General features: G+C 64.2%; 19 protein-coding genes, 1 tRNA gene and 1 pseudogene. 13 read left to right on the top strand and 8 right to left on the bottom strand.

What is annotated here, in order from left to right; all coding sequences use genetic code 11:
- Nucleotides 1-284 precede the first annotated feature (284 nt).
- The 5 genes from ACRCSW_RS02640 to ACRCSW_RS02620 form a co-directional block, all read right to left on the bottom strand.
- A complete protein-coding gene (locus ACRCSW_RS02640; RefSeq protein ID WP_438702448.1) occupies nt 285-1,232 on the bottom strand; it encodes an RHS repeat-associated core domain-containing protein in 948 nt (315 codons plus the stop codon).
- A gap of 242 nt (nt 1,233-1,474) precedes the next feature.
- Complete coding sequence (locus ACRCSW_RS02635) at nt 1,475-1,744, bottom strand: hypothetical protein (protein WP_438702449.1); 270 nt, start codon at nt 1,742-1,744, stop codon at nt 1,475-1,477.
- Nucleotides 1,745-1,860: 116 nt separating this feature from the next.
- A tRNA-Asp gene (locus tag ACRCSW_RS02630) sits at nt 1,861-1,937 on the bottom strand.
- A 55-nt stretch (nt 1,938-1,992) separates the two neighbouring features.
- Complete coding sequence (locus ACRCSW_RS02625; protein ID WP_438702431.1) at nt 1,993-2,931, bottom strand: pirin family protein; 939 nt, start codon at nt 2,929-2,931, stop codon at nt 1,993-1,995.
- A 338-nt stretch (nt 2,932-3,269) separates the two neighbouring features.
- A complete protein-coding gene (locus ACRCSW_RS02620) occupies nt 3,270-4,487 on the bottom strand; it encodes an MFS transporter (RefSeq protein ID WP_438702430.1) in 1,218 nt (405 codons plus the stop codon).
- Nucleotides 4,488-4,961: 474 nt separating this feature from the next.
- On the opposite strand from ACRCSW_RS02620, the gene ACRCSW_RS02615 reads away from it, so the two are divergent.
- The 6 genes from ACRCSW_RS02615 to ACRCSW_RS02590 all read left to right on the top strand — a co-directional run bounded on the left by ACRCSW_RS02615 (nt 4,962) and on the right by ACRCSW_RS02590 (nt 14,271).
- Nucleotides 4,962-6,998 carry a CocE/NonD family hydrolase gene (locus ACRCSW_RS02615; RefSeq protein WP_438702429.1) on the top strand — a complete coding sequence of 679 codons (2,037 nt, stop codon included), beginning with the start codon at nt 4,962-4,964 and terminating at the stop codon, nt 6,996-6,998.
- 100 nt (nt 6,999-7,098) lie between these two features.
- Nucleotides 7,099-8,697, top strand: a complete 1,599-nt coding sequence (locus ACRCSW_RS02610; protein WP_438702428.1) for an ABC transporter substrate-binding protein — start codon at nt 7,099-7,101, stop codon at nt 8,695-8,697.
- 13 nt (nt 8,698-8,710) lie between these two features.
- Nucleotides 8,711-9,667, top strand: a complete 957-nt coding sequence (locus ACRCSW_RS02605) for an ABC transporter permease (RefSeq protein ID WP_438702427.1) — start codon at nt 8,711-8,713, stop codon at nt 9,665-9,667.
- A complete protein-coding gene (locus ACRCSW_RS02600; protein ID WP_438702426.1) occupies nt 9,664-10,479 on the top strand; it encodes an ABC transporter permease in 816 nt (271 codons plus the stop codon). Before ACRCSW_RS02605 ends, ACRCSW_RS02600 begins: the two co-directional genes overlap by 4 nt.
- The gene (locus ACRCSW_RS02595) at nt 10,472-12,109 is read left to right on the top strand and encodes an ABC transporter ATP-binding protein (RefSeq protein WP_438702425.1); all 1,638 of its coding nucleotides are present in this window, start codon (nt 10,472-10,474) and stop codon (nt 12,107-12,109) included. The genes ACRCSW_RS02600 and ACRCSW_RS02595 overlap by 8 nt, the downstream gene beginning before the upstream one ends.
- A 203-nt stretch (nt 12,110-12,312) precedes the next feature.
- On the top strand, nt 12,313-14,271 hold the full coding sequence (locus ACRCSW_RS02590; RefSeq protein ID WP_438702424.1) for a BTAD domain-containing putative transcriptional regulator: 1,959 nt from the start codon (nt 12,313-12,315) through the stop codon (nt 14,269-14,271).
- On the opposite strand, the gene ACRCSW_RS02585 is transcribed toward ACRCSW_RS02590, so the two are convergent.
- Nucleotides 14,268-14,645, bottom strand: a complete 378-nt coding sequence (locus ACRCSW_RS02585; RefSeq protein ID WP_438702423.1) for a hypothetical protein — start codon at nt 14,643-14,645, stop codon at nt 14,268-14,270. The genes ACRCSW_RS02590 and ACRCSW_RS02585 overlap by 4 nt on opposite strands.
- Nucleotides 14,646-14,792: 147 nt before the next feature.
- On the opposite strand from ACRCSW_RS02585, the gene ACRCSW_RS02580 reads away from it, so the two are divergent.
- The 3 genes from ACRCSW_RS02580 (at nt 14,793) to ACRCSW_RS02570 (ending at nt 18,257) form a co-directional block, all read left to right on the top strand.
- Nucleotides 14,793-15,860, top strand: coding sequence for a YcaO-like family protein (locus tag ACRCSW_RS02580; RefSeq protein ID WP_438702422.1), 1,068 nt, complete (start codon nt 14,793-14,795; stop codon nt 15,858-15,860).
- A 24-nt stretch (nt 15,861-15,884) separates the two neighbouring features.
- Entirely contained in the window at nt 15,885-17,588 is a 1,704-nt protein-coding gene (locus ACRCSW_RS02575) for a peroxidase family protein (protein WP_438702421.1), read from the top strand.
- A 207-nt stretch (nt 17,589-17,795) separates the two neighbouring features.
- Nucleotides 17,796-18,257, top strand: a complete 462-nt coding sequence (locus tag ACRCSW_RS02570; RefSeq protein WP_438702420.1) for a hypothetical protein — start codon at nt 17,796-17,798, stop codon at nt 18,255-18,257.
- A 131-nt stretch (nt 18,258-18,388) separates the two neighbouring features.
- Here ACRCSW_RS02570 and aroB read toward each other — a convergent pair whose 3' ends face one another.
- Together aroB and ACRCSW_RS02560 are read right to left on the bottom strand one after the other, a co-directional pair.
- Nucleotides 18,389-19,501, bottom strand: coding sequence for a 3-dehydroquinate synthase (aroB, locus tag ACRCSW_RS02565; RefSeq protein WP_438702419.1), 1,113 nt, complete (start codon nt 19,499-19,501; stop codon nt 18,389-18,391).
- Nucleotides 19,498-20,091, bottom strand: a complete 594-nt coding sequence (locus ACRCSW_RS02560; protein WP_438702447.1) for a shikimate kinase — start codon at nt 20,089-20,091, stop codon at nt 19,498-19,500. Before ACRCSW_RS02560 ends, aroB begins: the two co-directional genes overlap by 4 nt.
- 148 nt (nt 20,092-20,239) lie before the next feature.
- Here ACRCSW_RS02560 and ACRCSW_RS02555 point away from each other — a divergent pair, with 148 nt between their 5' ends.
- The 4 genes and pseudogenes from ACRCSW_RS02555 to ACRCSW_RS02540 all read left to right on the top strand — a co-directional run.
- Nucleotides 20,240-20,374 carry a hypothetical protein gene (locus ACRCSW_RS02555; protein WP_438702418.1) on the top strand — a complete coding sequence of 45 codons (135 nt, stop codon included), beginning with the start codon at nt 20,240-20,242 and terminating at the stop codon, nt 20,372-20,374.
- Nucleotides 20,364-21,923 (top strand): hypothetical protein, encoded by a 1,560-nt coding sequence (locus tag ACRCSW_RS02550; protein ID WP_438702417.1) that lies wholly within the window; start codon nt 20,364-20,366, stop codon nt 21,921-21,923. The genes ACRCSW_RS02555 and ACRCSW_RS02550 overlap by 11 nt, the downstream gene beginning before the upstream one ends.
- A 3-nt stretch (nt 21,924-21,926) precedes the next feature.
- Entirely contained in the window at nt 21,927-22,865 is a 939-nt protein-coding gene (locus ACRCSW_RS02545) for a site-specific tyrosine recombinase XerD (protein WP_438702416.1), read from the top strand.
- A 3-nt stretch (nt 22,866-22,868) separates the two neighbouring features.
- Nucleotides 22,869-23,750 (top strand): annotated as a pseudogene (locus ACRCSW_RS02540) (HlyC/CorC family transporter); the annotation flags it as partial.
- Nucleotides 23,751-23,874: the final 124 nt, after the last annotated feature.

The raw sequence follows: 23,874 nt of genomic DNA, 5'->3' as shown, positions 1-23,874 counted from the left end.
CACCCACCCTAAAGATCGCTACCGAAAAAAGACCGCTTGAAGGACAGTTACTACAGTTCGCTGGAAGCTACTGATCAACAAATGAACTCAGCACCTCCGGGCTGTAACTCAGGCCACTTCTCTCCAAAAAAATAGATAAGTCCAAGAATGTCGCAAACTCGATTGACGCTTCGCAAAACCAAGTCGCCTCGCACTCATAGCAAAGAAATACATCTTTTGAGACCGCTCCAATGTGCACCTTCTTCACCCAGTCTTGATGGCAGCGAGGACACTCAATCTTCATCTCATGGGCTCCATGGAAAGGCTGTTGTTATGTAGCCGCTCTGAGGATCAGCGACAATCTTTATAGAGGTCTCGCCGTTCGTCCCTACTACTTGACCCATATCGACAACAAACGTCTTAGGGTCTCCTGCGACAGAAGCGCCGCGCTTGCTCCAGGCTTCGTCTACTAGGCCAAGCGCGTCGTCACCCCCGACGTTGAAAACCGAGTGTTTCGGCTTGCTTGCATCTGGAGCCGTATGCGCAAGAACATGGTCAACACGGTTTCCAAACTTAGGATCAGGGCCGTACTTTAGGCCCGCGGGAGAAACATGAACTATCGATCCATTTCCATCAATGTATGTTGTGAACCCCTTGGGTGTAGCATACTGCGCACCGATCCCGCCCTTTGCTGGCTTCAGTTGATCAGCGGCGCTGGCACGCCCAACAGCGCCACCGCCTACTATAGCTGAACCAACATCAAGAACGATCCGTCCTTCAGGCGAGAGTATTCCTTGATCCCCGATTGGGACACCAATCAAAGATCGATGCTGTGCCGAGAGATCGCGCCAGTGCTGTGCTTTGCTACCAAAGAGGTCAATCCACGACCAGAATCCATCATCGTACTTCTGAGACTTCTTCTCATATTCTTTTGCTTTCTTGTCGTGATAGTCGTCCCAATCCTCTTGTGACTCGCAACTGCTGCACTGATTCCCCCCCGGATCGAGCTTATTCACCGGATCGTTGAAGCTATAGCTGAACCTGTTGGTCCCGACGCCTGCTTTGGTGACCTCGAACCAGTCGGGCTGGAGGAAGAGGGAGAGCTCCGGGTCGTAGTATCTTGCGTTGAGGTACTGCAGCCCTGCGTCGGCGTCGTAGCGTTCGCCGATCCAGCCTTTGGTCTCGGGCGAGGTATTGCCGGGGAGGAGCCATTCGGACTGCTCACCGAAGGGTTTGTAGAGGGCGCTCTCGATCTTGGCTCCCGCCGCGTCGGTGATCGCGCGGACGGAGCCGAGGGCGTCACGGTGGAGGTAGGTGGCGACCGCAGGCGTGGTGCCGTTCAGGAGTTTGACGGACGGATGCGGGTAGGTCAGGACCTGCTCTTGCCCCGCGATCTTCCAGTTCCGGATCTCGACCGCGCCGAAATAGACGGTGGCGGGAGCAGTTGCGGGGAGTGCGGTACAGTCTTGCGTCGGCGGCAGGCCCTCGACCTTCTTCAGGCGCTTGCCGTCGGCGCCGTAGACATGAGCCGGGTGCGTTTGCCCAAGTGGGTGACCGAAAGCGGGCGGTTCTCGCCGTCGTAGGTCATGATCTTGCCCGCGAGGCCGGTCAGCATGTTGCCGTTGGCGTCGTAGGTGAAGGTGGTGGTGACCCCTCCGGTCGTGACGGCTGATGGCGCGTGGTCGGGCTTCAGCGGGTCGGTGTAGGCGTAGGCGGTCGCCGTTGCGGCCGTCGGACCTTTCGTGCGGATGCGGCTCGTTGTCATCAGGGTTAAGCGTTCCTGAACGACAGCTGTGGGCCTGACTAACAATCTGATTTGAAATGATTTCCCAAATTGACCCACCGCGGGTCACGGGTCTTTCGGTCAGGAAAGGGGAAAACTGGCGCGGTGGACGGGGCTCGAACCCGCGACCCCCGGCGTGACAGGCCGGTACTCTAACCAACTGAGCTACCACCGCGCGTGGAGGGGCAGATAATCGGTCCTGCCGGGGGCGTCAATGGGGCCCGAGCGAATTACCTCTCGGGCGCCGGGATGAACTCGCCGTCGTCCCCCGGTGGGAGCTTGAAGCGGCCGTGTTGCCAGTCGCCCGCCCGCCAGGCTTCCTTCGCCGCGTCGATCCTCTCCTTCGACGAGGCCACGAAGTTCCACCAGATGAAGCGCGGCCCGTCCATCGTCGCCCCGCCCAGAAGCATGATCCGCGCGCCGTTTGCCCCGGCCCTGACCGAGACCCGGTCGCCCGGCCGGAAGACGAGCATCCGCCCCGCCTCGAAGACCTGACCCGCGCAGGTCACCTCGCCCTCCAGCAGATAGACCCCGCGGTCCTCATGGTCATCGGGCAAGGGGATCGCGGCCCCCGGTGCAAGGCGGGCATCGGCGTAGAAGACCTCGGACGGCATCTCAAGCCCGACACGCTCGCCCCAGGCCGACCCAAGGATCAGGCGGACCTCTTTCCCCTCACCCTCCAGCACCGGCAGGTCCTCGCGCCCCACATGAGCGAAACCCGCCGCGTCATCCTCGCGGTCCTTCGGCAGCGCGAGCCACGTCTGCAGGCCGAACATCGTCAGGGGGGCCCTCCGCGCCTCGCCATCGGTCCGCTCGGAATGGGTGATCCCCTGCCCCGCCAGCATCCAGTTGACCGCGCCCGGTTCGATCCAGGCATCCGTGCCAAGCGAATCCCGGTGATGAAGCCGCCCTTTCAGCAGATACGTGACCGTCCCGAGCCCGATATGGGGATGCGGGCGGACGTCGATGCCGTCCCCGGTCAGGAACTCGGCCGGGCCCATCTGGTCGAAGAAGATGAACGGCCCCACCATCTGCCGCTGGGCCGAGGGGAGCGCGCGGCGGACCTCGAAGCCGCCGAGGTCGCGGGCGCGGGGGACGATGACGGTCTCGATCGCGTCCACCGCGTCGCCGATGGGGATCGTAGGGTCAAGGATCGGGTTCCAGCTCATGGCAGTCTCCTTTGGGAAGGAAGGTAGAGCCTGCCCGGCCAAAAAGCACCCCGCAAGAACCGCGCGGAGGCTGTGCGGAAGTGAACAGGGGAGGTTGGGCACGGTGCCCGGAATTTTATCTACATTTGTATCAATACCTTGCGCGCGATCATTCAGAACCCGTTAACCTGCGGTCCCTTGGCGCCGAAGTTGAATCTGCACTACAGTTCTATGGCGTTACACCGAAGGCGACCGAGGGTAAGGTCGAAGAACTTCGAGACGGTTGGGTGCGGCTTTGAGCCCTTTGTTGCCGTTCGGCCCCTGACTGAAGTGTTGTGTTGGCCTGGATGGCGGTGCAGTTATCGCAGCCGCAGTTTGAACAGGGCATAGACCAGCAAAACCGCGCTTCCTGCCGCCGCCAGCAGGAAGGGTGCGCGGAGGGCGGCCTCGCGGCCAATGTCATCCTGCAGCAGCGAAACCACGATCCCCCCGGCCAGCGCGCCAAGCGGCATCGAGCCCCAGCCGAAGAAGCGGTATATGCTGTTGACTCGCCCCAGCAGTTCCGCCGGAATACGCCGCTGCCGCCATGAGACGGTGATCACGTTCCATAGCATCGCGCCCGCCATCAGCGAGAACATCGCAGCACCGACCACAAGGGCGCTCGATGCGAGGCCAATGATCGCATAGGTAAGGCCCCAGACCGCAAGCGACACGAAAAGGCTCGCCTGCGCACCGATCCGTGCGACCACTGCGGGGGCACCAAGGCTTCCGACGACCGCGCCCACGGCTGCGACCGACAGCAGGATACCATGCTGGGCTGCAGTGAGACCCAGCACCTCTTGCGCGAAGAGGACGGTGATCGTGAAGGCCATCATGTAAAGGAAATTCACCAGACCCAGCACAACGGCAAGGCGCAGGAGCGGCGCATCGCGGCGCATCCATGACACGCCCTCGACCAGCGCAGGCCAGAACCGCGCCGATCGTTGCAGTTGCGGCGGCAGGGTGATCAGCCACACAAGCCCCGCCGCAAGCACCAACGCCGCGGCATCCAGACCGAAGGGCAAGGCGATGCCCGCCCCGATCAGTATCCCCGCCAGCGGCGGACCGATGAACTGGCCCGTCAGCTGCTCGGCGCTCCACATCTGGCCGTTGGCGGCCTCAAGATCATCGGATGCGACGATGGCCGGCAGAATGGTCTGTGCCGCATTGTCCCGCAGAACCTCGGCCGATCCCAGCAGGAACGCGAGCCCCGCCAGCACCCAGACCGCCCCGGGAACCGGATCGGCCAAGGCGAGCATCATGATGGCGAACACGATCCCCGCCCGCATCAGATCGGCCCGCGCAATCAGCTTGCGCCGGTCGGTCCGGTCGATGATCACACCTGCGGGCAAAGCAAACAACAACCAAGGTAGCCGCGCCGAAGCTGCAACCGCGGCAATGGCGACCGGATCACGTGTCATGAGAGTCGCGAGCCAAGGCAGTGCCAGGACGATCAATCCGTCGCCAAGATTAGTCAAAGCGCCTGCCGTGAACAAAAGGCGGTAGTTCCGGTTCCGGATCAAGAGCGGCGCGGCCATGCGATAACCCTCTCAGTTGTAACCCAGCTACGTTGCGTGCCGCCCAGTATCACTGTCAACGAGCTAGAGCTTATCCCAGCCGCTTTCCGGCCTCCGCCCGCTCATTCCAGAAGCCTCCTTCGTCTCACAAAGCGGTCGTCTGAACGGACGACCCATCGCCGTTTTGGGCGTGGTTGCTGCGTCGTGATGGGCGAGCGGAGTCCGTTCAAAGGCGGCCACTTGCGGCCCGCTCCAACTCCAGAAAGTGCTGACAGCTCCCAAATTGCCCCCAAGCAACCTATTGATTTTGCTGTATCGAAAGCGCTGCCCACCGTGGACACCCTTTCGGCTCCAAAGTCCCTGCACGGCGGCAAACCGCTGCCCGGCGCGCCGATGTGCCCGTTCGGGCCTGGTCGGGCCGCCTGCCTGTCACAGAAGCCTTGAGTTGAATGGTCTAAGAGTGACCCTATGTGACCAGTGAAATCGGAGGACGCATTGACCATCCGCACGAGCTTTCCCTGCGCGATCACGGAACATGAGGATCTTGGCATTCCGATGCCCGATGGCACGCGGCTTTCGGCCCGGGTCTGGATGCCGGAGGACGCGGCGGCGAATCCGGTCCCGGCGGTTCTGGAATACATCCCCTACCGCAAACGCGACGGCACCCTGCCACGGGACGAGCTGATGCACCCCTATGTCGCTGGCCACGGCTATGCCTCGGTCCGCGTCGACATGCGTGGGAACGGCGACAGCCAGGGGCTGATGGAGGACGAATACAGCCAGCAGGAAATGGACGACGCGGTTGCCGTCATCGACTGGCTGTCGCGGCAGCCCTGGTGCTCGGGCGATGTGGGGATGATGGGCAAGTCCTGGGGCGGGTTCAACTGCCTGCAGGCGGCGTTCAACGGCCCGCCCGCGCTGAAGGCGGTGATCTCGGTCTGCTCGACGACCGACCGCTTTGCCGACGACATCCATTTCAAGGGCGGCTGCCTTCTGGGCGAGAACTTCGGCTGGGGCGCGGTGATGCTGGCCTATTCCTCAAGGCCCCCCGATCCGCTTTTGCGAAACGACTGGCGCGAGGAGTGGCTTGGCCGCCTGAAGGCTCAGCCCTGGCTTGCGCCCCGCTGGGCAGGGCATCAGGCGCGGGATGCGTATTGGAAGCACGGCTCGGTCTGCGAGGACTGGTCGAGGAACCGGGTGCCGGCCATGGTCTGGGGCGGGTGGGCCGACAATTACATGAACACGGTCGCCGCGATGGTCGAGCATGCGCCTGCGCCGGTGAAAGGTGTCGTCGGCCCCTGGGTGCATCAATATCCGCACACTGCCGTGCCGGGGCCGCAGGTCGGCTTTCTGCAGATGGCGGTCCGCTGGTGGGATCGCTGGCTGAAGGCCATCCCGAACGGCGCGGAAAGCGACCCTGCCTATCGCGCCTACATCCTGCATTCCGAGCCTCCGGACGCCGCCCCGAAACACCGCGCCGGGCATTGGGTGGCCGAGGCGAAGTGGCCCTCGCCCCGCGCTCTTCCGACCACTTTGCATCTGGCGAGCAGCTGGTCGCCTGCGGAAACCCGGCCGCCAGGGGGCCATTTCAGGGGCGATGAAAAGCCGGGGGGCTTTTCGCTGCCCCTGTCGACGCCGCAGCATCTGGGCCTGGAGGCGGGGGAGTACTTTCCCATGGGGCTCAACGCCGAAATGCCTGGCGACCAGGCGGCGGACGACGCGATGTCGCTTTGCTTCGACGGCGAGGTGCTGCGTTCGGACCTGCAGCTGCTTGGTGCCGCGGAACTGCGGCTGCGGCTTTCGTCGGACAAGCCGCTGGCCTTCGTCGTGGCCAGGCTGTGCGACGTGGCGCCCGATGGAAAATCCGTCCGCATCGCGCATGGGATGCTGAACCTTTGCCATCGGGACAGCCGCGAGAACCCAACCCCGATGGTGCCGGGGGAAGAGGTGGGCGTGGCCTTCACGCTTGACCAGATGGGCTATCGGGTGGCGGCCGGGCATCGTTTGCGGCTGGCGCTGTCCAACAGCTACTGGCCCTTTGTCTGGCCGTCGCCCGAGCCGGTGACGCTGACCATCACGGGTGGCAGCCTGACGCTTCCCCTCCATCGGGATTCTGGCGCCGAGGAATGGGCGCCTCCTCCTCCAGAACACGCAGCACCCTGGAAGAACCGGGTGGTCAACGAAAGCCGCACGCAGCGCTTTGTCGAGCGTGACCTGATCTCAGGGACCCAGGCGCTGGTCATCGACGACGATCAGGGCGACCATGAAAACCTGACCCATGGTCTGACCACCGGCGAGACGCTGACCGAACGCTGGGAAATCCACCCGGATGATCCCCTGTCAGCCCGGGTCCTGCATGTCTGGGAGCAGCGGCTTTCGCGCGGGGAGTGGTCGGTCCGGACGACGGCCGAGGCGGAAATGACGGCTACCGCCACCCATCTGCGTATGCAGGCCCGGCTGACCGCCTGGGAGGGCGAGCGCAAGGTCTTCCAGCGGCAGTGGGATGAGGAAGTTGCGCGAAGCTTCGTCTGAACGAAAAGAAGTTGCCCGCCGGTTACGAACGCGGTTTATTGATTCAACAGTCAACAAAAGAATCTCCGGACTGGACCGGGGGTCGATCAGGGAGACCAGGATGAACGACAAGCACAACCAGCTCGACTGGATGGTGGCGCAGGCGAAGAAGGGCCGGATGACCCGGCGCGAGTTCGTCGGCCGGACAACGGCACTTGGCGTGTCGGCGGGGCTTGCTTCGGCGCTGTTCAGCAAGGCGGCACTCGCCGAAGAGCCAAAAAAGGGCGGAACATTGCGCGTTGGCATGTCGGGCGGGGAGAGCACCAACTCGCTCGACCCGGCGCTGGCTGCGTCGCCCACGCCCTTCATGATCCTGCGGACCTGGGGCGAGACTCTGGTCGATGTCGATGCGGGCGGCGCGGTCGAGATGAGGATCGCCGAGGAAGTGTCGTCGAACGCGGATGCGACCGAATGGAAGTTCAAGATCCGGTCTGGCGTCGAGTATCACGCGGGCGGCACGGTCACCGCTGAAGACGTGGTGGCGACACTCAAGCGCCACACGGACGAGAAGGCTCAGTCCGGCGCCCTTGGCATCGTGCAGGGCATCTCGGAGGCGACGGCGGAAGGCGACATGGTCACGCTGAAGCTTGCAGCGGCCAACGCCGACCTGCCCTTCCTGCTGGGGGATTACCACCTGATCATCCAGCCGGGCGGCGGCGTCGACAATCCGGCTGCAGGGATTGGCACCGGCCCCTACAAGGTCGTGTCGAACGAAGCGGGCGTCATCACCACCTTCGAGAAGCACGCCAACTACTGGGATTCGACCCGTGGCCATGCCGATTCCGTCGAGATCCTGGTCATCAACGACGCGACTGCCCGCACCGCGGCAATCCAGGCCGGTCAGGTCCATATGATGGACCGGATCGATCCGAAGGTCGTCGAGCTTCTGAAGAACACGCCTGAGGTTGTGATCGAGCGCGCTGCCGGTCCGGGTCACTACGTCTTCATCATGCATTGCGACAAGGCACCTTTCGACAACAACGACTTGCGCATGGCGTTGAAGCTGTCGATCAACCGCGCCGAGATGGTCGAAAAGATCCTTGGCGGCTTTGGCGGCCTTGGCAACGACTTCCCGATCAACGCGGCCTACCCGATGTTCGACGACACCATCCCACAGCGGGAATACGATGCGGCGGCGGCGGCCGAGGCCTACAAGAAGTCGGGCCATGACGGCTCGCCCATCGTGCTGCAGGTCGCGCCGGGAGCGTTCCCTGGGGCGGTTGATGCCGCGAACCTCTTTGCCGCTTCGGCCAATGCGGCGGGTGTGCCGCTGCAGGTGAAGCTCGAGCCCGACGACGGCTACTGGTCGAACGTCTGGAACGTCGCGCCCTTCTGCGCATCCTACTGGGGTGGCCGTCCGGTGCAGGACCAGATGTACACGACCGCCTATCTGTCGACCGCCGAGTGGAACGACACAAGGTTCAAGAACGCCAAGTTCGACGAGCTTCTGCTCGCCGCGCGGGGCGAACTTGATACGGCCAAGCGCAAGGGCATCTACTCGGAAATGGCGAACATGCTGCGGGACGAGGGCGGCCTGATCTGCCCGATGTTCAACGACTGGGTCGAAGGCCGCCGCGCCGAGGTTGGCGGCTGGGTCGCCAATCCGCAGCAAACGATGATGAACGGCTTTGCACTGTCGAAGTGCTGGCTGAACGCCTGATCGCGGGGCCATTGTGCACCCCATCCTGAAACTTCTGGTCCAGCGCATTGCGCTGGGCCTTCTTCTCTTGCTGGCCGTCTCGGCCGTGATCTTCCTTGGCGTCGAGGCTTTGCCCGGCGACACCGCGCAGGCGATCCTGGGCCAGCAGGCCACGCCCGAGGCGCTTGCCAACCTGCGTGAGCAGATGGGGCTGAATGACCCGCCCTTGACCCGCTATTTCTCGTGGCTTGGCGGCGTGCTGACCGGCGACCTTGGCACCGCGCTTACAAATGGCGCCGATATCGCGCAGTCGATCGGCCAGCGGCTGGGCAACACGCTTTTCCTTGCCGGATGCGCAGCGGTCATCGCTGTCCCTCTCGCCATCCTCCTGGGCCTAATCGCCGCCCGCTATGCCGGGCGCTGGCCCGACAAGCTCATCTCGGGCGTGACCCTGACCACGATCAGCCTGCCGGAGTTCGTCGCGGCCTATTTCGTGATCTACCTGCTGACCCAGCTTTTCCCGATCTTCCAGCCCGTCGCCATGGTCTTTCCGGGCATGGGCTTCTGGGCAAAGCTTAACGCCGTCGCCCTGCCCGTCATCGTCCTTGTCCTCGTCGTACTTGCCCACATGATGCGCATGACCCGTGCCGCGATCCTGAACGTCATGCAATCGGCCTATATCGAGACCGCCGAGCTTAAGGGCCTGTCGCCGATGACCGTGATCTGGCGCCACGCCTTCCCGAACGCCATCGCACCCGTCGTCAGCGTCGTCATGCTGAACCTCGCCTACCTTGTCGTCGGCGTCGTCGTGGTCGAGGTCGTCTTCGGCTACAACGCCCTTGGCCAGTATCTTGTCGACCATGTCACCAAGCGCGACCTGCCCGTCGTGCAGGCGGTGGGGCTGATCTTCGCCGCCGTCTACATCTTCCTCAACATGCTGGCCGACATCATCGGGATCCTTGCCAATCCGCGGCTGAGGCATCCGAAATGAGGATCCCGCTTTCCGCCCTCATCGGCCTTGTCCTGACCGGCACCTTCCTTTTCGTCGCGATCTTCGCGCAATGGATCGCGCCCTACGCGATCGGGGACACGGGTGGCGGCCAGTGGGAGGGGCCCTCGGCCACCTATTGGCTTGGCACCGATACCATCGGTCGCGACATCCTCTCGCGCCTCATCTACGGCGCGCAGATCACCATCTTCGTGGCGCTCGCCTCATCGGTCCTTGCCTTCTCGGTCGGGGCGTTCCTGGGCTTTCTTGCCGCGGTCAAAGGCGGGTGGATCGACCAGCTCCTTTCCCGCATGGTCGATCTTGTCATGGCAATACCCTCGCTGATCGTGGCTCTGGTCATGCTTTCGGTCCTGCCCTTGAACCTGACCGTCCTGATCCTTGTGATGGGCATCCTCGATTCAACCCGCGTCTTCCGCCTTAGCCGCGCCGTCGCCGTCGACATTACCGTGATGGACTATGTCGAGGCCGCAAAACTGCGCGGCGAACGGGGGGCTTGGGTGATCTTCCGGGAAATCCTGCCGAACGCCCTGTCCCCGCTTGTCGCCGAGTTCGGCCTGAGGTTCATCTTCGCGGTCCTTTTCATCTCGACCCTGTCGTTCCTCGGCCTTGGGGTGCAGCCCCCGCTGGCCGACTGGGGCGGGATGGTCAAGGAGAACAAGGATGGGCTGATCTATGGCAAGGCCGCCGCCCTTCTGCCCGCAGCCGCCATCGCCGCGCTGGCGATTTCCGTCAACCTGGTGGCCGACTGGATCCTGACCCGCACCTCCAGCTTGAAAGGAGGCCGCGGTGGCTGACGATACCCTTCTCGACATCAGGGGCCTGGTGATCGAGGCCACCTCTTACCCGCCTGGGGAACCGCCGAAGAACGTCACGCTGGTCCACGGTGTCGACCTGAACCTGAAGCGGGGCCGCGTCCTTGGACTGATCGGCGAATCCGGCGCGGGGAAGTCAACGATTGGCCTCTCCGCCATGGCCTACGGGCGCGGCGGGGTTCGGCTCACCGGGGGGACGATCCACCTGAACGGCCGCGAAATCCGGCTGGCCAATGCCAAGGCATTGCGTGACCTGCGGGGGCGGCAGGTCACATATGTCTCGCAATCCGCTGCCGCGTCGTTCAACCCGGCCAAGCAGATACTGGAGCAGGTGATCGAGACCTCGCTCTCCCACGGCCTGATGTCGAAGACCGAGGCCGAGGCCCGAGCGGTAGCGCTTTTCAGGAAGCTGGGCCTTCCGAACCCCGAAACCTTCGGCAACCGCTATCCGCACCAGGTTTCAGGCGGCCAGCTTCAGCGCGCGATGACAGCAATGGCGCTTTGCCCGAAGCCAGACCTCGTGATCTTCGACGAACCGACGACCGCGCTGGACGTGACGACGCAGATCGATGTGCTGGCGGCGATCAAGGAGGCGATCCGGGATACCGGAGTCGCGGCCCTGTACATCACCCACGACTTGGCCGTCGTGGCGCAGGTGGCGGATGATATCATGGTGCTCCGCCATGGGCGGATGGTGGAACTGGGCGAGACGGCACAGATCATCCACCGGCCCACGCAGGACTACACCAAGGCGCTGGTTTCGGTGCGAAGCCTTGAGCATGTCGAGAAACCCCCTGCCCCGCCGATCCTGCAAGTGCAGAACATCACAGCACGCTATCGGGGGACGACTTTCGATGTGCTGAAGAACGTCTCGGTCGACCTGCCCGCGGGGCAGACGCTGGCGGTAGTGGGCGAAAGCGGCTCGGGGAAGTCCACACTTGCCCGCGCGATCACCGGGCTTTTGGTGCCCACGCAGGGGCGGATCACCTTTGCCGGGCGCACTCTGTCGGCCGATCTGGCGGGCCGCAGCAAGGACGACCTGCGCGAGGTTCAGATGATCTACCAGATGGCCGATACCGCGATGAACCCGCGCCAGACCGTGGGCACAATCATCGGTCGCCCGCTGGAGTTCTACTTCGGTCTGAAAGGCGCTGAGCGCGACAAGCGAGTCCAAGAGCTTCTTGATCAGATCGAGATGGGCAGGGGCTTTGCCGAGCGTTACCCGGCGGAACTGTCTGGGGGCCAGAAGCAGCGCGTCTGCATTGCCCGCGCGCTGGCCGCGAAGCCGAAGCTCATCATCTGCGACGAGGTGACCTCGGCCCTGGACCCGCTGGTCGCGGACGGGATACTCAAGCTTCTTCTCAACCTTCAGGCCGAAGCCGGGGTGGCTTACCTCTTCATCACCCATGACCTTGCAACCGTCCGCGCCATCGCCGACAAGATCGCGGTGATGTACAAGGGCGCGGTCGTCCGCTATGGCCAGAAGTCCGACGTGCTGGCCCCGCCCTTCGACGACTATACCGATCTCCTGCTGTCCTCGGTCCCAGAAATGGAGCAAGGCTGGCTGGAGCGGGTCATCGCGCACCGCAGGATGGAAAGCGCGGGGAACTAGCCGAGCCGTTGCGCCTGCGGCTGTCATTTCCGCGGGCACGCACGGATTTCCACAGGTTTTCAGCAGCATCGGCTGTTGCAACCCCCTGAATGTATGTGCAACTTGGTCAAACGCGGGGTTCGAGGCCTTCCTCCATGTTCCGGTTTCAAGTTGATCTCCTGGGTACGTGCCGGGTCGCTCGAGTCACTTCGGGCGAGGAATTGGTGTTTCGCACCCGCAAGGCCCGCTGCCTGCTGGGACTTCTGCTGCTCAGCCCCTCCTACCGGATGAACCGCGAGCAGCTGGCTTCGCTTCTGTGGGACCCGGCACCCGAAGCGCTGGCCCGCAGCAGCCTCCGCCAGGCGCTGCGCGAGGTTCGTGAGGTTCTTGGACCCGAGGGCGAGGAACTGGTCGACGCCGATCGGTTTTCCGTCACGTTGAAGGGTGCCGCCTTCGACGTCGACGTGCGCCGGTTCCGCGACCTGATCGCGGGGGGCGCCCAGGATCAGACGGCGCTGATCGCGGCGGCGGCATTGTGGCAGGGCGAGCTGTTCGGCCCCGCCCAACCCAGCGCCCCGGTCTTTGAAGCGTGGCTGCAGATCGAGCGGTCGCAACTTCGGTCCGTGCTGACGATGGCGCTGACCGATCAGCTGGAAAAGCTGATTTCATCCAACGCCTTCGCCGACACCCGCATTGCTGAAGAACTGGTCCGTATCGAGCCGAGCCATGAGCTCGCGCACCAGTTCATCATGCGGTTTCACGCACTGCGTGGCGACCAGTCGGCGGCGCTGCGCCAGTATGGCCTGCTTGAAAAAGCCCTCGCCGAAGAGCTTGATAGCGAGCCCAGCGAAGCGTCTACCGAGCTTCTTGTGGCGATCAAGAGCGGTGAGGTCTCCTTGCAGCGCACGTCGGCCGCTCCGGTCGCTGCAATGCCAGTCCCGTCGCGCAACGGCCCGCCGCGCATCACCATCCGTCCGCCGCTCACGCGCTACACCGACGACAGCAAGGACTACCTCGGCGAAGGCTTTGCCTTCCTCGCCAAGTCCTGCCTGTCGCGTTTCCGGTGCTGGATCGTCATTCCCTGGCCCAGCACCGGCTTCGACTCGACCGCAGCCGTCGACTTTACTGCCGTCGGGCGGGCAATCGGCGCGGACTTTGCGGTGGACTGCGTCCTTGACTGGCGCACGGGCGAGGGAAAGCTTTTCGTGACCCTGATCGACTGCCGCGACGGCAGCGAGGTATGGTCCAGCCTCTACCCCGTCGCAGAGCATGAACTGCAGGAGATCAGCTCATCCGTCGCCGGTGCGGTTGCGGCGAACCTTGCAAGCCAGGTCAACCACATCACCCTTTTGCGCCATGCCCGCAGCACGCCCGGAAACCCGGTCGCCTATGACCTCTGGCTGAAGGGTCACCAGCTGTCGCGGCTTTGGTCGGCAGACGCCGATTCCCAGGCCGAGGCGCTTTTCCTGCAGGCGATCGAACTCGATCCCGGCCTCGCAAGCGCCCACGCAAGCCTCGCGCAGATCCTCAGCACCCGAAGCATGGTCAGGCCCGGCTATGCGAACCGCAAGGCCGACAGCGCGGCTGCGTTCAAGCACGCCCGCGAGGCCATCGCGCTCGACCCCTACGACCCGCGCTGTCACATCAGCATGGCCTGGAACTGGCTTATCGCCCAATCGCCCGAGCGCGCAAACACGCACTTCCGGCTGGCCGTCGACATGAACCCCAACGACGCCGAGACATTGATCGCAGCTGCGTGCGGGCTTGGGTTTCTTGGCCACATCGATGAGGCACGCAACCTGGCTTTGCAGGCGGTAAGGCTGAACCCGATCTATCCGGAATACTACACCGCTTACCTGGCCATGATCTACTTCATGGCGGGCGACTACGAGGCAACGATCGCCGCCATCGAGAAATGCCCCGATGTCTTTCTGGACCTGTCCGCTGTGGGGGCGGCTGCGTTTGCCCTGATCACCAACCCCGAAGCAGCGGCCATGGCCTATCGGGCCTTCCAAGCCCTTGTGGCCTCGGCGTGGGAAGGCCCCAAGCCGCCCGATGCCGACTTGCTGGAATCCTGGCTGCTGGATGCCGTACCGATCTACTGGCCACCGGGCAAACAACGGCTTCTAAGCGGTTTACGGATTGCCCGCGAAGAAGCCGCGCTTCCGACCCAGGATGCCTAACGGCACTTGCGCATGAAGTAGCGCGCCAGAAGCACCGGAAACCGGTTCTTGCCAATGCCGTAGTCCGGTTCGTCGAGTACCTTCGGCGGGTTGGCCAAGTCTCCGGCCCACGGTATCCGAACGTGCATCCTGTTGGCCGTATCGTAGACGGGCACGATCTCGACCGAATCCGGAATCTCTCCGTTCGGCCCCGCGCCCGGCCCCTCGTATATGTAGCCGTTTGCAAAGAGCCAGCCACGCGTGTCGTCGTTGAACTTCTTCCATTCCGAGTTGGCGGTATTCTTGAATACGCTCTTGCTAACCCGCATGATCGCTTCGCCGGTCGCCAATTGATCGGCCAAAGCATCGCTTTTCAGTTTGAAGAACCCAGGCATTCGATTGTCCCTCTCCTCTTTCGGTATCGGTCGCCGCACTTACCAGGACTTTCACTATTCGGCCGCTTCGTGATCCCAGCGTGAAATGAACTTTGCATGACAGAATCGCGGCTTGATTGGTCGGCGAGTCGAGCGTCCAATATCATAATGAAGCAGAACTTCGCGGAAACGATAGCGCGCCTCACCCGGGCTCTGGCGAGTGATTTTCGGATCATGCCGCTCTACGCGCCCGACGCGCCGCTGTTTCTGGCGATGGCGCTGCCCACGGCCGAGGCAGTCACCGGACTGAAGCCGCGCTTGCCCGCCGGACGTGGCTTGTCAACACAACAGGCCATGATCGCCGCGGGCGCCGAGGCGCTTGAACTGCGCGCAAGCCTTGCGCAGAGGCATATGGCCGATCTGGCGCTGCTGAAGCGGACAGACGGCTTTGCGATGGTTGAGGCGACGGACCTTCTGACAAACGAAGCCGTGCCGGTCCTCGCCCAGGAGGTCTACCTCGATTGCGCGACCACCCTGTCCGAGCCGTTGCGGCATGACGCCAACTCCACGGGCTGTGCTGCGGGCCAGACGCAGGCAGAGGCGACGGCAACCGCGCTTTGGGAGTGCATCGAACGCGACGCCCTGGCCTTGTGGTGGCATGGCAATATCGCGCCCGTGCCGGTCGCTTTGGACCTGATCGACGCGCAGCAGCCCCGGCTTTTCTGGTGGCTGCACCAGCGGCCGCGGCAAACGATGCTCTTTGACATCACCACGGATATCGGCCTGCCCGTGGTGGCCGCCGTTTCGTCCGATCCGGACGGTCGGACGGTCGCCATGGGCTCGGCGGCGCGGCCTGCGCTTGCCGACGCGGCCCTCGCGGCGGTGACAGAGATGGTCCAGACCGAAGTCGGCATGGAGCAAGCGCGCGACGTCGGGGACCCCGAAGTCATGGCGTGGATCGACCACGCGTCAACCGAAGCCCAACCGCAGTTTCGGCCGACGACCGCGGGATCGTCGCAGATCAGGCAGTACCAGTCCTGGACCGCGTTTCTGCACCACCTGGCGGACCTTGGCCATCGCGCATTGTCGGTGGACCTGACCCTGCCCGACGACCCGTTGCCCAGCGTCCGCGTCCTTGTACCGGGCCTTTGCGCGATGCAGGGCCGGACCGACACCCCTCGCTTCGCCCGCCTTTGTCCTGGTCAGGAAGGCCTGCACCTGCCCGAGCCCTTCTGACCATCAGCTCTTGAAGGATTTGCGATGCCGCCGATGAGGACCGCCCACAATCTTCTGCCCTCGGCCCGCGCCAGATCAAGGCGCAAGGCAGACAATTCCGCCCCCGCCTTGCAATCGGACTACTGCTATCTCTTTGAAGGCCTCGCCAACGAACCGCTGGCCGGTTGCGTTTCCAACACCAGCGAGGCCGAGACTTTCAGGCGCTTGCTCATGCTTGAAAAGGCCTCCCGCATTGCGCTTAGCGATGCGCCGGTCCTTTTGATGCGCCTGCCGCCCGCCTACACCTATTTCGGGCAGTTCGTGAATCATGACATCTCGGCCCCTGTCGGCGATGTCGTGGCAGGGCGCAGCAGGGCGCGGCCGACCGGCATCATTGCCGCCGTCGACCCACCCGGCCTTGACCGTGACCACCGCGCGACGTCCGACACGCTTCTGCATCACCTCGTCAACGAACATGCGGCACCCCTGTCGCTGGCCAGCCTCTATGGCGACGGGCCCGGCAGCAACGATCCCGACGTGAGGGCGCTTTACGCCAAGGACGGCAAGCGCTTTCGGCTGGGGAAGACGACCCGCAGCCCCGACAAGGTCTTCACCGACCAGATGAAGGATCCCGCAGAGGTTCATTTCGCGACCGGCGCACGGGACATCCCCCGCCGGAACCGCAAACCGCTGATCGCCGACCAGAGGAACGATGAGAACCTGATCATCAGCCAGCTGCATCTGGCCATGATGCTTTTCCACAACAAGGTTGTAGCACACCTTGAACGCAGCATTCCCGATCCGGCCGAGTGCTTTCACGAGGCCCGGCAGCTTGTCACGCTGCACTATCACTGGCTGATCCTGAACGACTATCTGCCCAGCCTTCTTTCCAAATCCGTCCTTGAAACACCGCTTGCCGAACGGAACCAGCGGTTGCCGAAGGCCAACACGGTCCCCTTGGAGTTCACCACCGCCGCCTTCCGCTTCGGGCATTCGATGGTCGGGGAAGCCTATGATTTCAATGATAACTTCGGTATCGGCGGCAAAATCTCACCCGATGGCGCCTCGCTGAAAGAGCTGTTCGATTTCACCTCGCACCGGAACATGCAGACCTCCGGACGAAAGACCCAGCCGCTTCCGGATCACTGGGTGATCGACTGGGACCGGATGACCCGGCCGGCCGCCCCTGACGGCGGCATGGGCGGTGCGGAAAAGATCGACATGACCTTTGCCCCGGACATGCTGACCATCGTTGGCGATTCCAGTGCCGTGCTGCACGGGTCCATCCTGTTCCGAAACCTGATGCGCGGCTTTCACCGCCGGATACCGACGGGCCAGCGCCTTGCGGCGGAGTACGGCGTTCGCCCGCTGAATGCCAACGAGCTCTTGAAAGCCCTCCCCGAACACCAGAAATCCCCTCCGGGTGAAGACGGTTTCCGGACAACGGCCGAAAAGCTCGGCTTCCTTCAGGACACGCCCGCCTGGCTTTACTTCATGTGCGAATCCAAAGCCCGCGAAAGGGGCGAGCGTGTCGGCCCGACAGCAAGCCACATCATCGCCGACACGATCGTCGGGCTCATGCGGCATAACCCGAACTCGGTCCTTTGCCACGACGGGGGCGGCTGGCATCCTCGGGACAGCGCGCTTGCGGCCGCAGGCGCAGGCGCACTGACGACCATCCGCGACTTCCTTCTCTTCGCGGTCAAGGACACAGCCACGCGCCCCCGACGCCGGACCCCCGTGCCCTAGCCCCAAGGAACGCCGCTGACCGGCGGGCACCCCAAACACTTTGTCACAGTAGGGATTTCACTGCCCGAGGTCGGGGGAAATCCGCTAGACATCGGCCGCAATTCACTTCATAGACGCCCCGTCGCGGGCGGGCCTCGCCTCGCCCCGGCACCCTTTGCACGGGTCCATGATTGGCCCTTTGATGTCCCGCCGGAGAACGCCTCGCCGATGACGATCCTGACCCTCCGTCGCACTGCCGCCCTCTCTGCGCTGCTTCTGCTTACCGCCTGTACCGGCGGCACAAGTTCGATGCAGCTTTACCCCCTGCAGGGTGAAATCGCCGACGCTGATCCGACCCTCGTCATCCAGGCGACCGCAAAGAACACCGGCGGAACTTCCGGCCCGCTTACCTTCACTCTGCCCGAGCGCGGGCGCTGCGAAGGCACCTGGAGCTCGCTCACCCCAAGGACCGTGTCCAATTCCAAGGGCCTGGCGCTGACCTGGCGCAAGACCGGTGGTGAGGTCGGGACCGAGTCCGAGACCGTTGCTGGCGTGAACAATGGCGAGATCTATGCGGTCTGCGAAGATGGAACCAGGGTTCAGGGGACCTTCGTCATCGGCTCGGGCACGGCCAGCGGCACGGGCCAAGCCTCGGACACGAACGGCAACGTTTACAAGCTTCTGTTCTGATCGCGGCCCCCGGGGGCATCCGCGAGGCCTGCTGCATCCTTCTCGTGCACTTCGTGTTCTCGTCGGCACTGCTGCAGCGAGGAGGAGACGAAGTCGAACGACGAGCGGTTCGACAAGACCCGGCCAGCGTCTTAGCGGCGGCGGGCCAACGCGTCTTCCAGTACCGCGCGGACCTTGTCGCCCGGCACATCCTCGGCGACGTATGCCTGCCCGATCCCGCGCGCCAATATGAACCGCAGGCGGCCGTCCACCACTTTCTTGTCCTGCCCCATCAGCGCGATCAGCGCCTCGGAACCCGGCAGGTCACCCGGAATGTCGGCAAGGTCGACCTTCATCCCCATCGCGGCCAGATGAGCGCGCACGCGGCTGGGTTCTTCCTGACTGCAAAGGCCAAGGCGGCTGGACAGCTCGAACGCCAGCGCACAGCCGATCGCAACCCCTTCCCCGTGCAAAAGCCGGTCGGAGTATCCCGTGGCCTTCTCCAGCGCGTGGCAGAACGTATGGCCCAGATTCAGAAGCGCGCGCTCACCCTCTTCGGTCTCGTCGCGGCTGACGATTCCGGCCTTCATCTCGACCGACCGTGTCACTGCACGCAGGCGAGCCACCTCGTCCCCGGCCTTCAGCGCCGGGCCTTCGCGTTCGAGCCAGTCGAAGAAGGCCGCGTCGCCCAGCAGCCCATACTTCACCACCTCGCCATAGCCCGACAGAAAGTCGCGCGTGGAGAGCGTGCGCAGCACACCGATATCCGCCAGCACCAGGCTTGGCTGGTGAAACGCCCCGACCAGGTTCTTGCCCTGCGCCGTGTTGATCCCGGTCTTGCCGCCCACCGAACTGTCGACCTGCGCCAGAAGCGTGGTCGGCAGTTGCACGAAGCGCACACCGCGCCGCAGGATCGCGGCCGAGAACCCGACAAGATCGCCGATCACCCCGCCACCCAAGGCAAGAACGACATCGCGCCGCTCGACCTTCTGGTCCAGGAGCCATTCGGTGCAGCGGGCCAGATGCTCCCAGCTTTTCGTCGCTTCTCCCGCAGGCAAGGCCAGCGCAGCCACCGCGATCCCTTCCGCCTCAAGCGCTGCCGTCAGCCCAGGTAGATGCGCCACTGCAACAGTCTCGTCGGTCACGACGGCCACGCGCTTCCGACGCAGAAGCGGGGCGATCTCCACCCCCGCGCGGGCGATCAGGCCGGGGCCAATCCGCACCTCGTAGGAGCGTTCGCCCAACTCCACCGCAACTCTGTTCAAGATCGGCTCTCCAGCACGTCCGGCCTTCTGGCAAGCGCTTCGACCACGCGCGAGGCCATGTCCTCGACCGACCGCTCGGCCGCGCTTTCGACCACCAGATCGGCCTTGGAATAGAAGGGTTGGCGCGCCTCGTAAAGCTCACGCAGGGTCTGACGCGGGTTTGCGGTGCGTAAGAGAGGGCGCGTGGTCTTGTGCCGGACGCGCTGCCAAAGAAGGTCAAGATCGGCGCGCAGCCACACCGAAACCCCGACGTCATGGATCAGCTGACGATTCGCGTCGGACAGGAACGCCCCGCCGCCCGTCGACAGCACGCAAGGCTCGCCGCGCAGCAGGCGACCGATCACCTCGCTTTCACGGGCACGGAAGAACGGCTCTCCGTCGCGTTCGAAAATCTCGGCGATGGTGCGGTTGGCGGCACGGACGATTTCCTCATCCGAGTCGCGGAACTCGACCCCCAGCTGGCGGGCAAGGGCTGTACCCACGGCAGTCTTTCCCGCGCCCATCATGCCCACAAGAACCACAGTCTTTGCCAGCCGCGCCATGGCACCCCGTTTCCCTGCCCTCCGGGCAAGGACTTGCCGAAGGGAAATCTTCGTCCCTCAATGGCGTGAAGTTTCCCCGAATGCTATATACATTCGCAAGACAACCTGCGGTGTTGGTCCAAGGGCCACCCGATCGCAGCAATAACAGCCGGGCCGATCAAGCTGCCCGGACAAAAAGACGAGGAAGGGCACGTCGATGGGTCGCATCATCAAGGCGTTTGTGGTGCTGGTGATTTTCGGCTTCATCGGGTTGACAGGCTACGCCTATCTTGGCGATCTCACCCCTAAACAGGGTGAAGTGAAGAAGCCTGTGGTGTTGAATGCGGACTAGTGCGGCTGGCCTTTTCGTCCTTCTGACCTGCACGGGGCCTCTCGTGGCCCAGGACGACAGCGGGCCGCTTTCGGCCATCGATTGGCTGTCAAAATCAGTGGCAACCCCCGCGACAGCGACGCCGGACGGCGTCTCGACCGGGATCGACGAACCGCCTGTGACCGAAGCAGGCGGCGCGCTGCCCGCAACGGTGACCACCAGCGCCCTCGACGGGCCCTCGCCAGACGGTGTCGGGCTGATTCCTCCTGCCGTGTCGGGGCTGCCGCGCGACCTTTGGGGCGCCGGGCTGACGCGCGAAGTTGCGGAACGGCTGGTCACCCATCCCGACGACGATCTGCCAGCACTCCGCCAGCTGTTCCTGACCGTGCTTCTGGCGGAAGTCGCAGCGCCAGTGGATGCCGGGGGCCGGGGCGAGCTTTTGCAGACACGGATCGACAAGCTTCTGGCGCTTGGCGCCCTGGAACAGGCCGCGGCACTGATCGAGGCTGCCGGAGCCTCCACGCCCGAGCTTTTCCGCCGGTCGTTCGACGTGGCGCTCCTCACCGGTGCCGAAGACCGCGCCTGCGAAGCGATGGCAAGCGAGCCGCACCTCGCGCCCACGGTCCCGGCCCGGATCTTCTGCCTCGCGCGTTCAGGCGACTGGGACACCGCCGCCCTGACCATCCGGACGTCCGAGGCGCTTGGTCAGATCAGCCAGGCCGAAGCCGCCCTTCTGTCGCGCTTCCTCGACCCCGAGCTTTATGAGGGCGAAGCCGTTCCGCCCGCCCCAGATCCGGTGACGCCGCTCGACTGGATGATCTATTCCGCAATCGGTGAGCCGCTGCCCACCGAAGGCCTTCCCCTTGCCTTCTCCTACGCCGAGATCGGCCCGCGGGCCGGCTGGAAAGCCCAGATCGAGGCGGCCGAACGGCTGACACGGGCGGGGACGATCCCACCAAACGTGATCCTCGGGCTTTACACCGAACGCGAAGCAGCGGCTTCGGGCGGGGTCTGGGACCGGGTCGAGGCCTTCCAGGCTTTCGAGATCGCACTAAACTCCGGCGATCCGGCTCGCATAAGCGCGACCCTACCCGAGGTCTGGGCGCGCATGCAGGAGGTCGAGCTTGAGGTTCCCTTCGCCATGCTGTTCGGCAAAGCGCTCCTCGACCAGCCCTTGCAAGGCGAAGCTGGCGATATCGCCTTCCGCGTCGGCCTTCTGTCGCCTTACGCCGAGCTTTTTGCCAAACGGCAGAAGCCCACCAACCCCGAGGACGCCTTCCTTGCGGCCCTTGCGGTCGGGAACGCCAAAGAGGTCGTGCCTCCCGACAGCCTCGCCCGCGCGATTTCCGCCGCCTTCCGCGCGCCGACCCCCTCGACCGAGGCCCAGGCGCTTCTCGACGGCAACCGGAAGGGTGAGGCGATCATCGTCGCGATCGACAACATCGGGCGGGGCGTTCAGGGCGACTTGCGGGGGGTGACCGAGGGCCTGTCGCTTTTCCTCCTGACCGGGCTTGAAAGCGTTGCCCGGCGCACTGCGCTGGAACTGATGATCCTGGAACGGCGGGGCTAGGCCATGCCCGACGCCGAGGCGAGCCGATGGATTTCCACGTTCCTTGACGCCAGGGCCGCCGAGCTTGGCGCCGCGCGCAATACCCAGCTGGCCTACGGTCGTGACCTGATGGACTTTGCCGACTGGCTCGCCCGCAAAGGCGCCAGCTTCGCCACCGCGGCCCGCGACATGGTCGAGGACTACCTGGTCCACTGCGACGCACAGGGCCTCTCCAAAGCCACCCGCGCCCGGCGCCTGTCCTCGATCCGCCAGCTTTACCGCTTTGCCTTCGAGGAAGGCTGGCGCACCGACAATCCCGCCCTCCGCCTCTCCGGCCCCGGCAAGGCGCAAAGCCTGCCGAAAACCCTGACCGAAGCCGAGGTCACGCGCCTGATGGATGCCGCGAAGGTCCGAGGCCGCAACCCCGAAGACCGCCTGCGCGACACCGCGTTGTTTGAGCTTCTCTATGCCACCGGCCTGCGGGTGACCGAACTCGTCAGCCTGCCCGTGGCCGCAGTTCGCGGCGATCCCCGGATGATCCTGGTGAAGGGCAAGGGCGACAAGGAGCGGATGGTGCCGCTCTCCACCCCCGCCCGTACCGCGCTGGCCGCATGGCTGGCCCATCGCGACGCGGCGGAGGATGAGGGCCGCAAAGCCGGTCGCCCCCCCTCGCGCCATCTCTTCCCCGGCGATGGCCGTGAGGGCCACCTGACCCGGCAGTATTTCCACAGCCTGGTGAAGGACGTGTCCGTCCTTGCGGGCATCCCGCCCTCACACGTCACCCCCCACGTCCTCCGCCACGCCTTTGCCACCCACCTTCTGGCCCACGGCGCCGACCTCCGCGTGATCCAGACCCTTCTCGGCCACGCCGATGTCGCCACGACCGAGATCTACACCCATGTCCTCGACGACCACCTGAAAGAGCTTGTCCTGACCCGCCACCCCCTGGCCCGCAAAGGCTGAGCCTTGACCGCGATCCTCTCCCCATTTTTCAGCGGCCTCCGCCAACGCCTGCACCGCTTTCTCGGCCTCAAGGCCGATCCGAACGGGCAGATGCTGGCGCGCCGTGAAGAAATCGCCGGGGCCATCGCGCTTGGCCATTCCGAAGGGGCGGTGGAAAAGGAAGACCGCGACCGCCTGCTTGGGGCGCTTGATCTCTCGCACCGGACGGTCGACGAAATCATGCGCCACCGCCGCCAGATCGAGATGATCGACGCCGACCTCCCCCCCGGCGAGATCATCACCCGCGTCCTCGCCTCGCCGCACACGCGCCTGCCGATCTTCCGGGAAAGCGACGACAACATCCTGGGGGTGGTGCATGCCAAGGACCTCTTGCGTGAGGTTGACCGGCTGATCCGGGGCGAAGACGGCTCGGTCGCCGGGATCGACAACCTGAAGATCGAACAGGTGGCGATGAAGCCCTATTTCGTACCCGACACCACGACGCTCGACGAACAGATGCGAGAGTTCCTTGCCCGCCGCACCCACTTCGCTTTGGTCGTCGACGAATACGGTGCCCTGCAGGGGCTGATCACGCTTGAGGATATCCTGGAGGAGATCGTCGGCGACATCACCGATGAATTCGACGTGGTGCGCAAGGATGCCGCGCTGACCAAAAGCGAGGACGGCGCCTATCTGATCGACGGCGCGATGACGATCCGCGACCTGAACCGCGCGACCGACTGGCGGCTGCCGGACGACGAGGCGAACACCATCGCGGGCCTGGTGATCCACGAAGCCCAGATGATCCCGAACGAAGGCCAGGTCTTCAGCTTCCACGGCTTCCGGTTCGAGGTGGTGGCCAGGCGCGAGAACCGGATCACCAAGTTGAAGCTTCGGCCGTTGTAGGGGTTGGGGGGTGTCCCACGGTGGGACAGTTTGGCCGCAGAAATGATATCAATGACTTATCGAGGTTCAGGAAGGGCGTTCAGGAGACATTAACCTTCGTTATGCGGACCGTTTGGGTAGGGTG

Origin of the sequence: Tabrizicola sp., assembly GCF_051645465.1 — a bacterium.
Classification (GTDB): domain Bacteria; phylum Pseudomonadota; class Alphaproteobacteria; order Rhodobacterales; family Rhodobacteraceae; genus Tabrizicola.
This window is presented reverse-complemented; position numbering and strand designations above follow the sequence as displayed.

Excerpts from the sequence above, each read along its gene's own strand:
- ACRCSW_RS02570 (WP_438702420.1), top strand. The coding sequence starts at position 17,796 with ATGACGATCCTGACCCTCCGTCGCACTGCCGCCCTCTCTGCGCTGCTT.
- ACRCSW_RS02625 (WP_438702431.1), bottom strand. The coding sequence starts at position 2,931 with ATGAGCTGGAACCCGATCCTTGACCCTACGATCCCCATCGGCGACGCG.
- ACRCSW_RS02610 (WP_438702428.1), top strand. The coding sequence starts at position 7,099 with ATGAACGACAAGCACAACCAGCTCGACTGGATGGTGGCGCAGGCGAAG.
- ACRCSW_RS02555 (WP_438702418.1), top strand. The coding sequence starts at position 20,240 with ATGGGTCGCATCATCAAGGCGTTTGTGGTGCTGGTGATTTTCGGCTTC.
- ACRCSW_RS02545 (WP_438702416.1), top strand. The coding sequence starts at position 21,927 with ATGCCCGACGCCGAGGCGAGCCGATGGATTTCCACGTTCCTTGACGCC.
- ACRCSW_RS02600 (WP_438702426.1), top strand. The coding sequence starts at position 9,664 with ATGAGGATCCCGCTTTCCGCCCTCATCGGCCTTGTCCTGACCGGCACC.
- ACRCSW_RS02620 (WP_438702430.1), bottom strand. The coding sequence starts at position 4,487 with ATGGCCGCGCCGCTCTTGATCCGGAACCGGAACTACCGCCTTTTGTTC.
- ACRCSW_RS02585 (WP_438702423.1), bottom strand. The coding sequence starts at position 14,645 with ATGCCTGGGTTCTTCAAACTGAAAAGCGATGCTTTGGCCGATCAATTG.
- ACRCSW_RS02580 (WP_438702422.1), top strand. The coding sequence starts at position 14,793 with ATGAAGCAGAACTTCGCGGAAACGATAGCGCGCCTCACCCGGGCTCTG.
- ACRCSW_RS02575 (WP_438702421.1), top strand. The coding sequence starts at position 15,885 with ATGCCGCCGATGAGGACCGCCCACAATCTTCTGCCCTCGGCCCGCGCC.
- ACRCSW_RS02550 (WP_438702417.1), top strand. The coding sequence starts at position 20,364 with ATGCGGACTAGTGCGGCTGGCCTTTTCGTCCTTCTGACCTGCACGGGG.
- ACRCSW_RS02635 (WP_438702449.1), bottom strand. The coding sequence starts at position 1,744 with ATGACAACGAGCCGCATCCGCACGAAAGGTCCGACGGCCGCAACGGCG.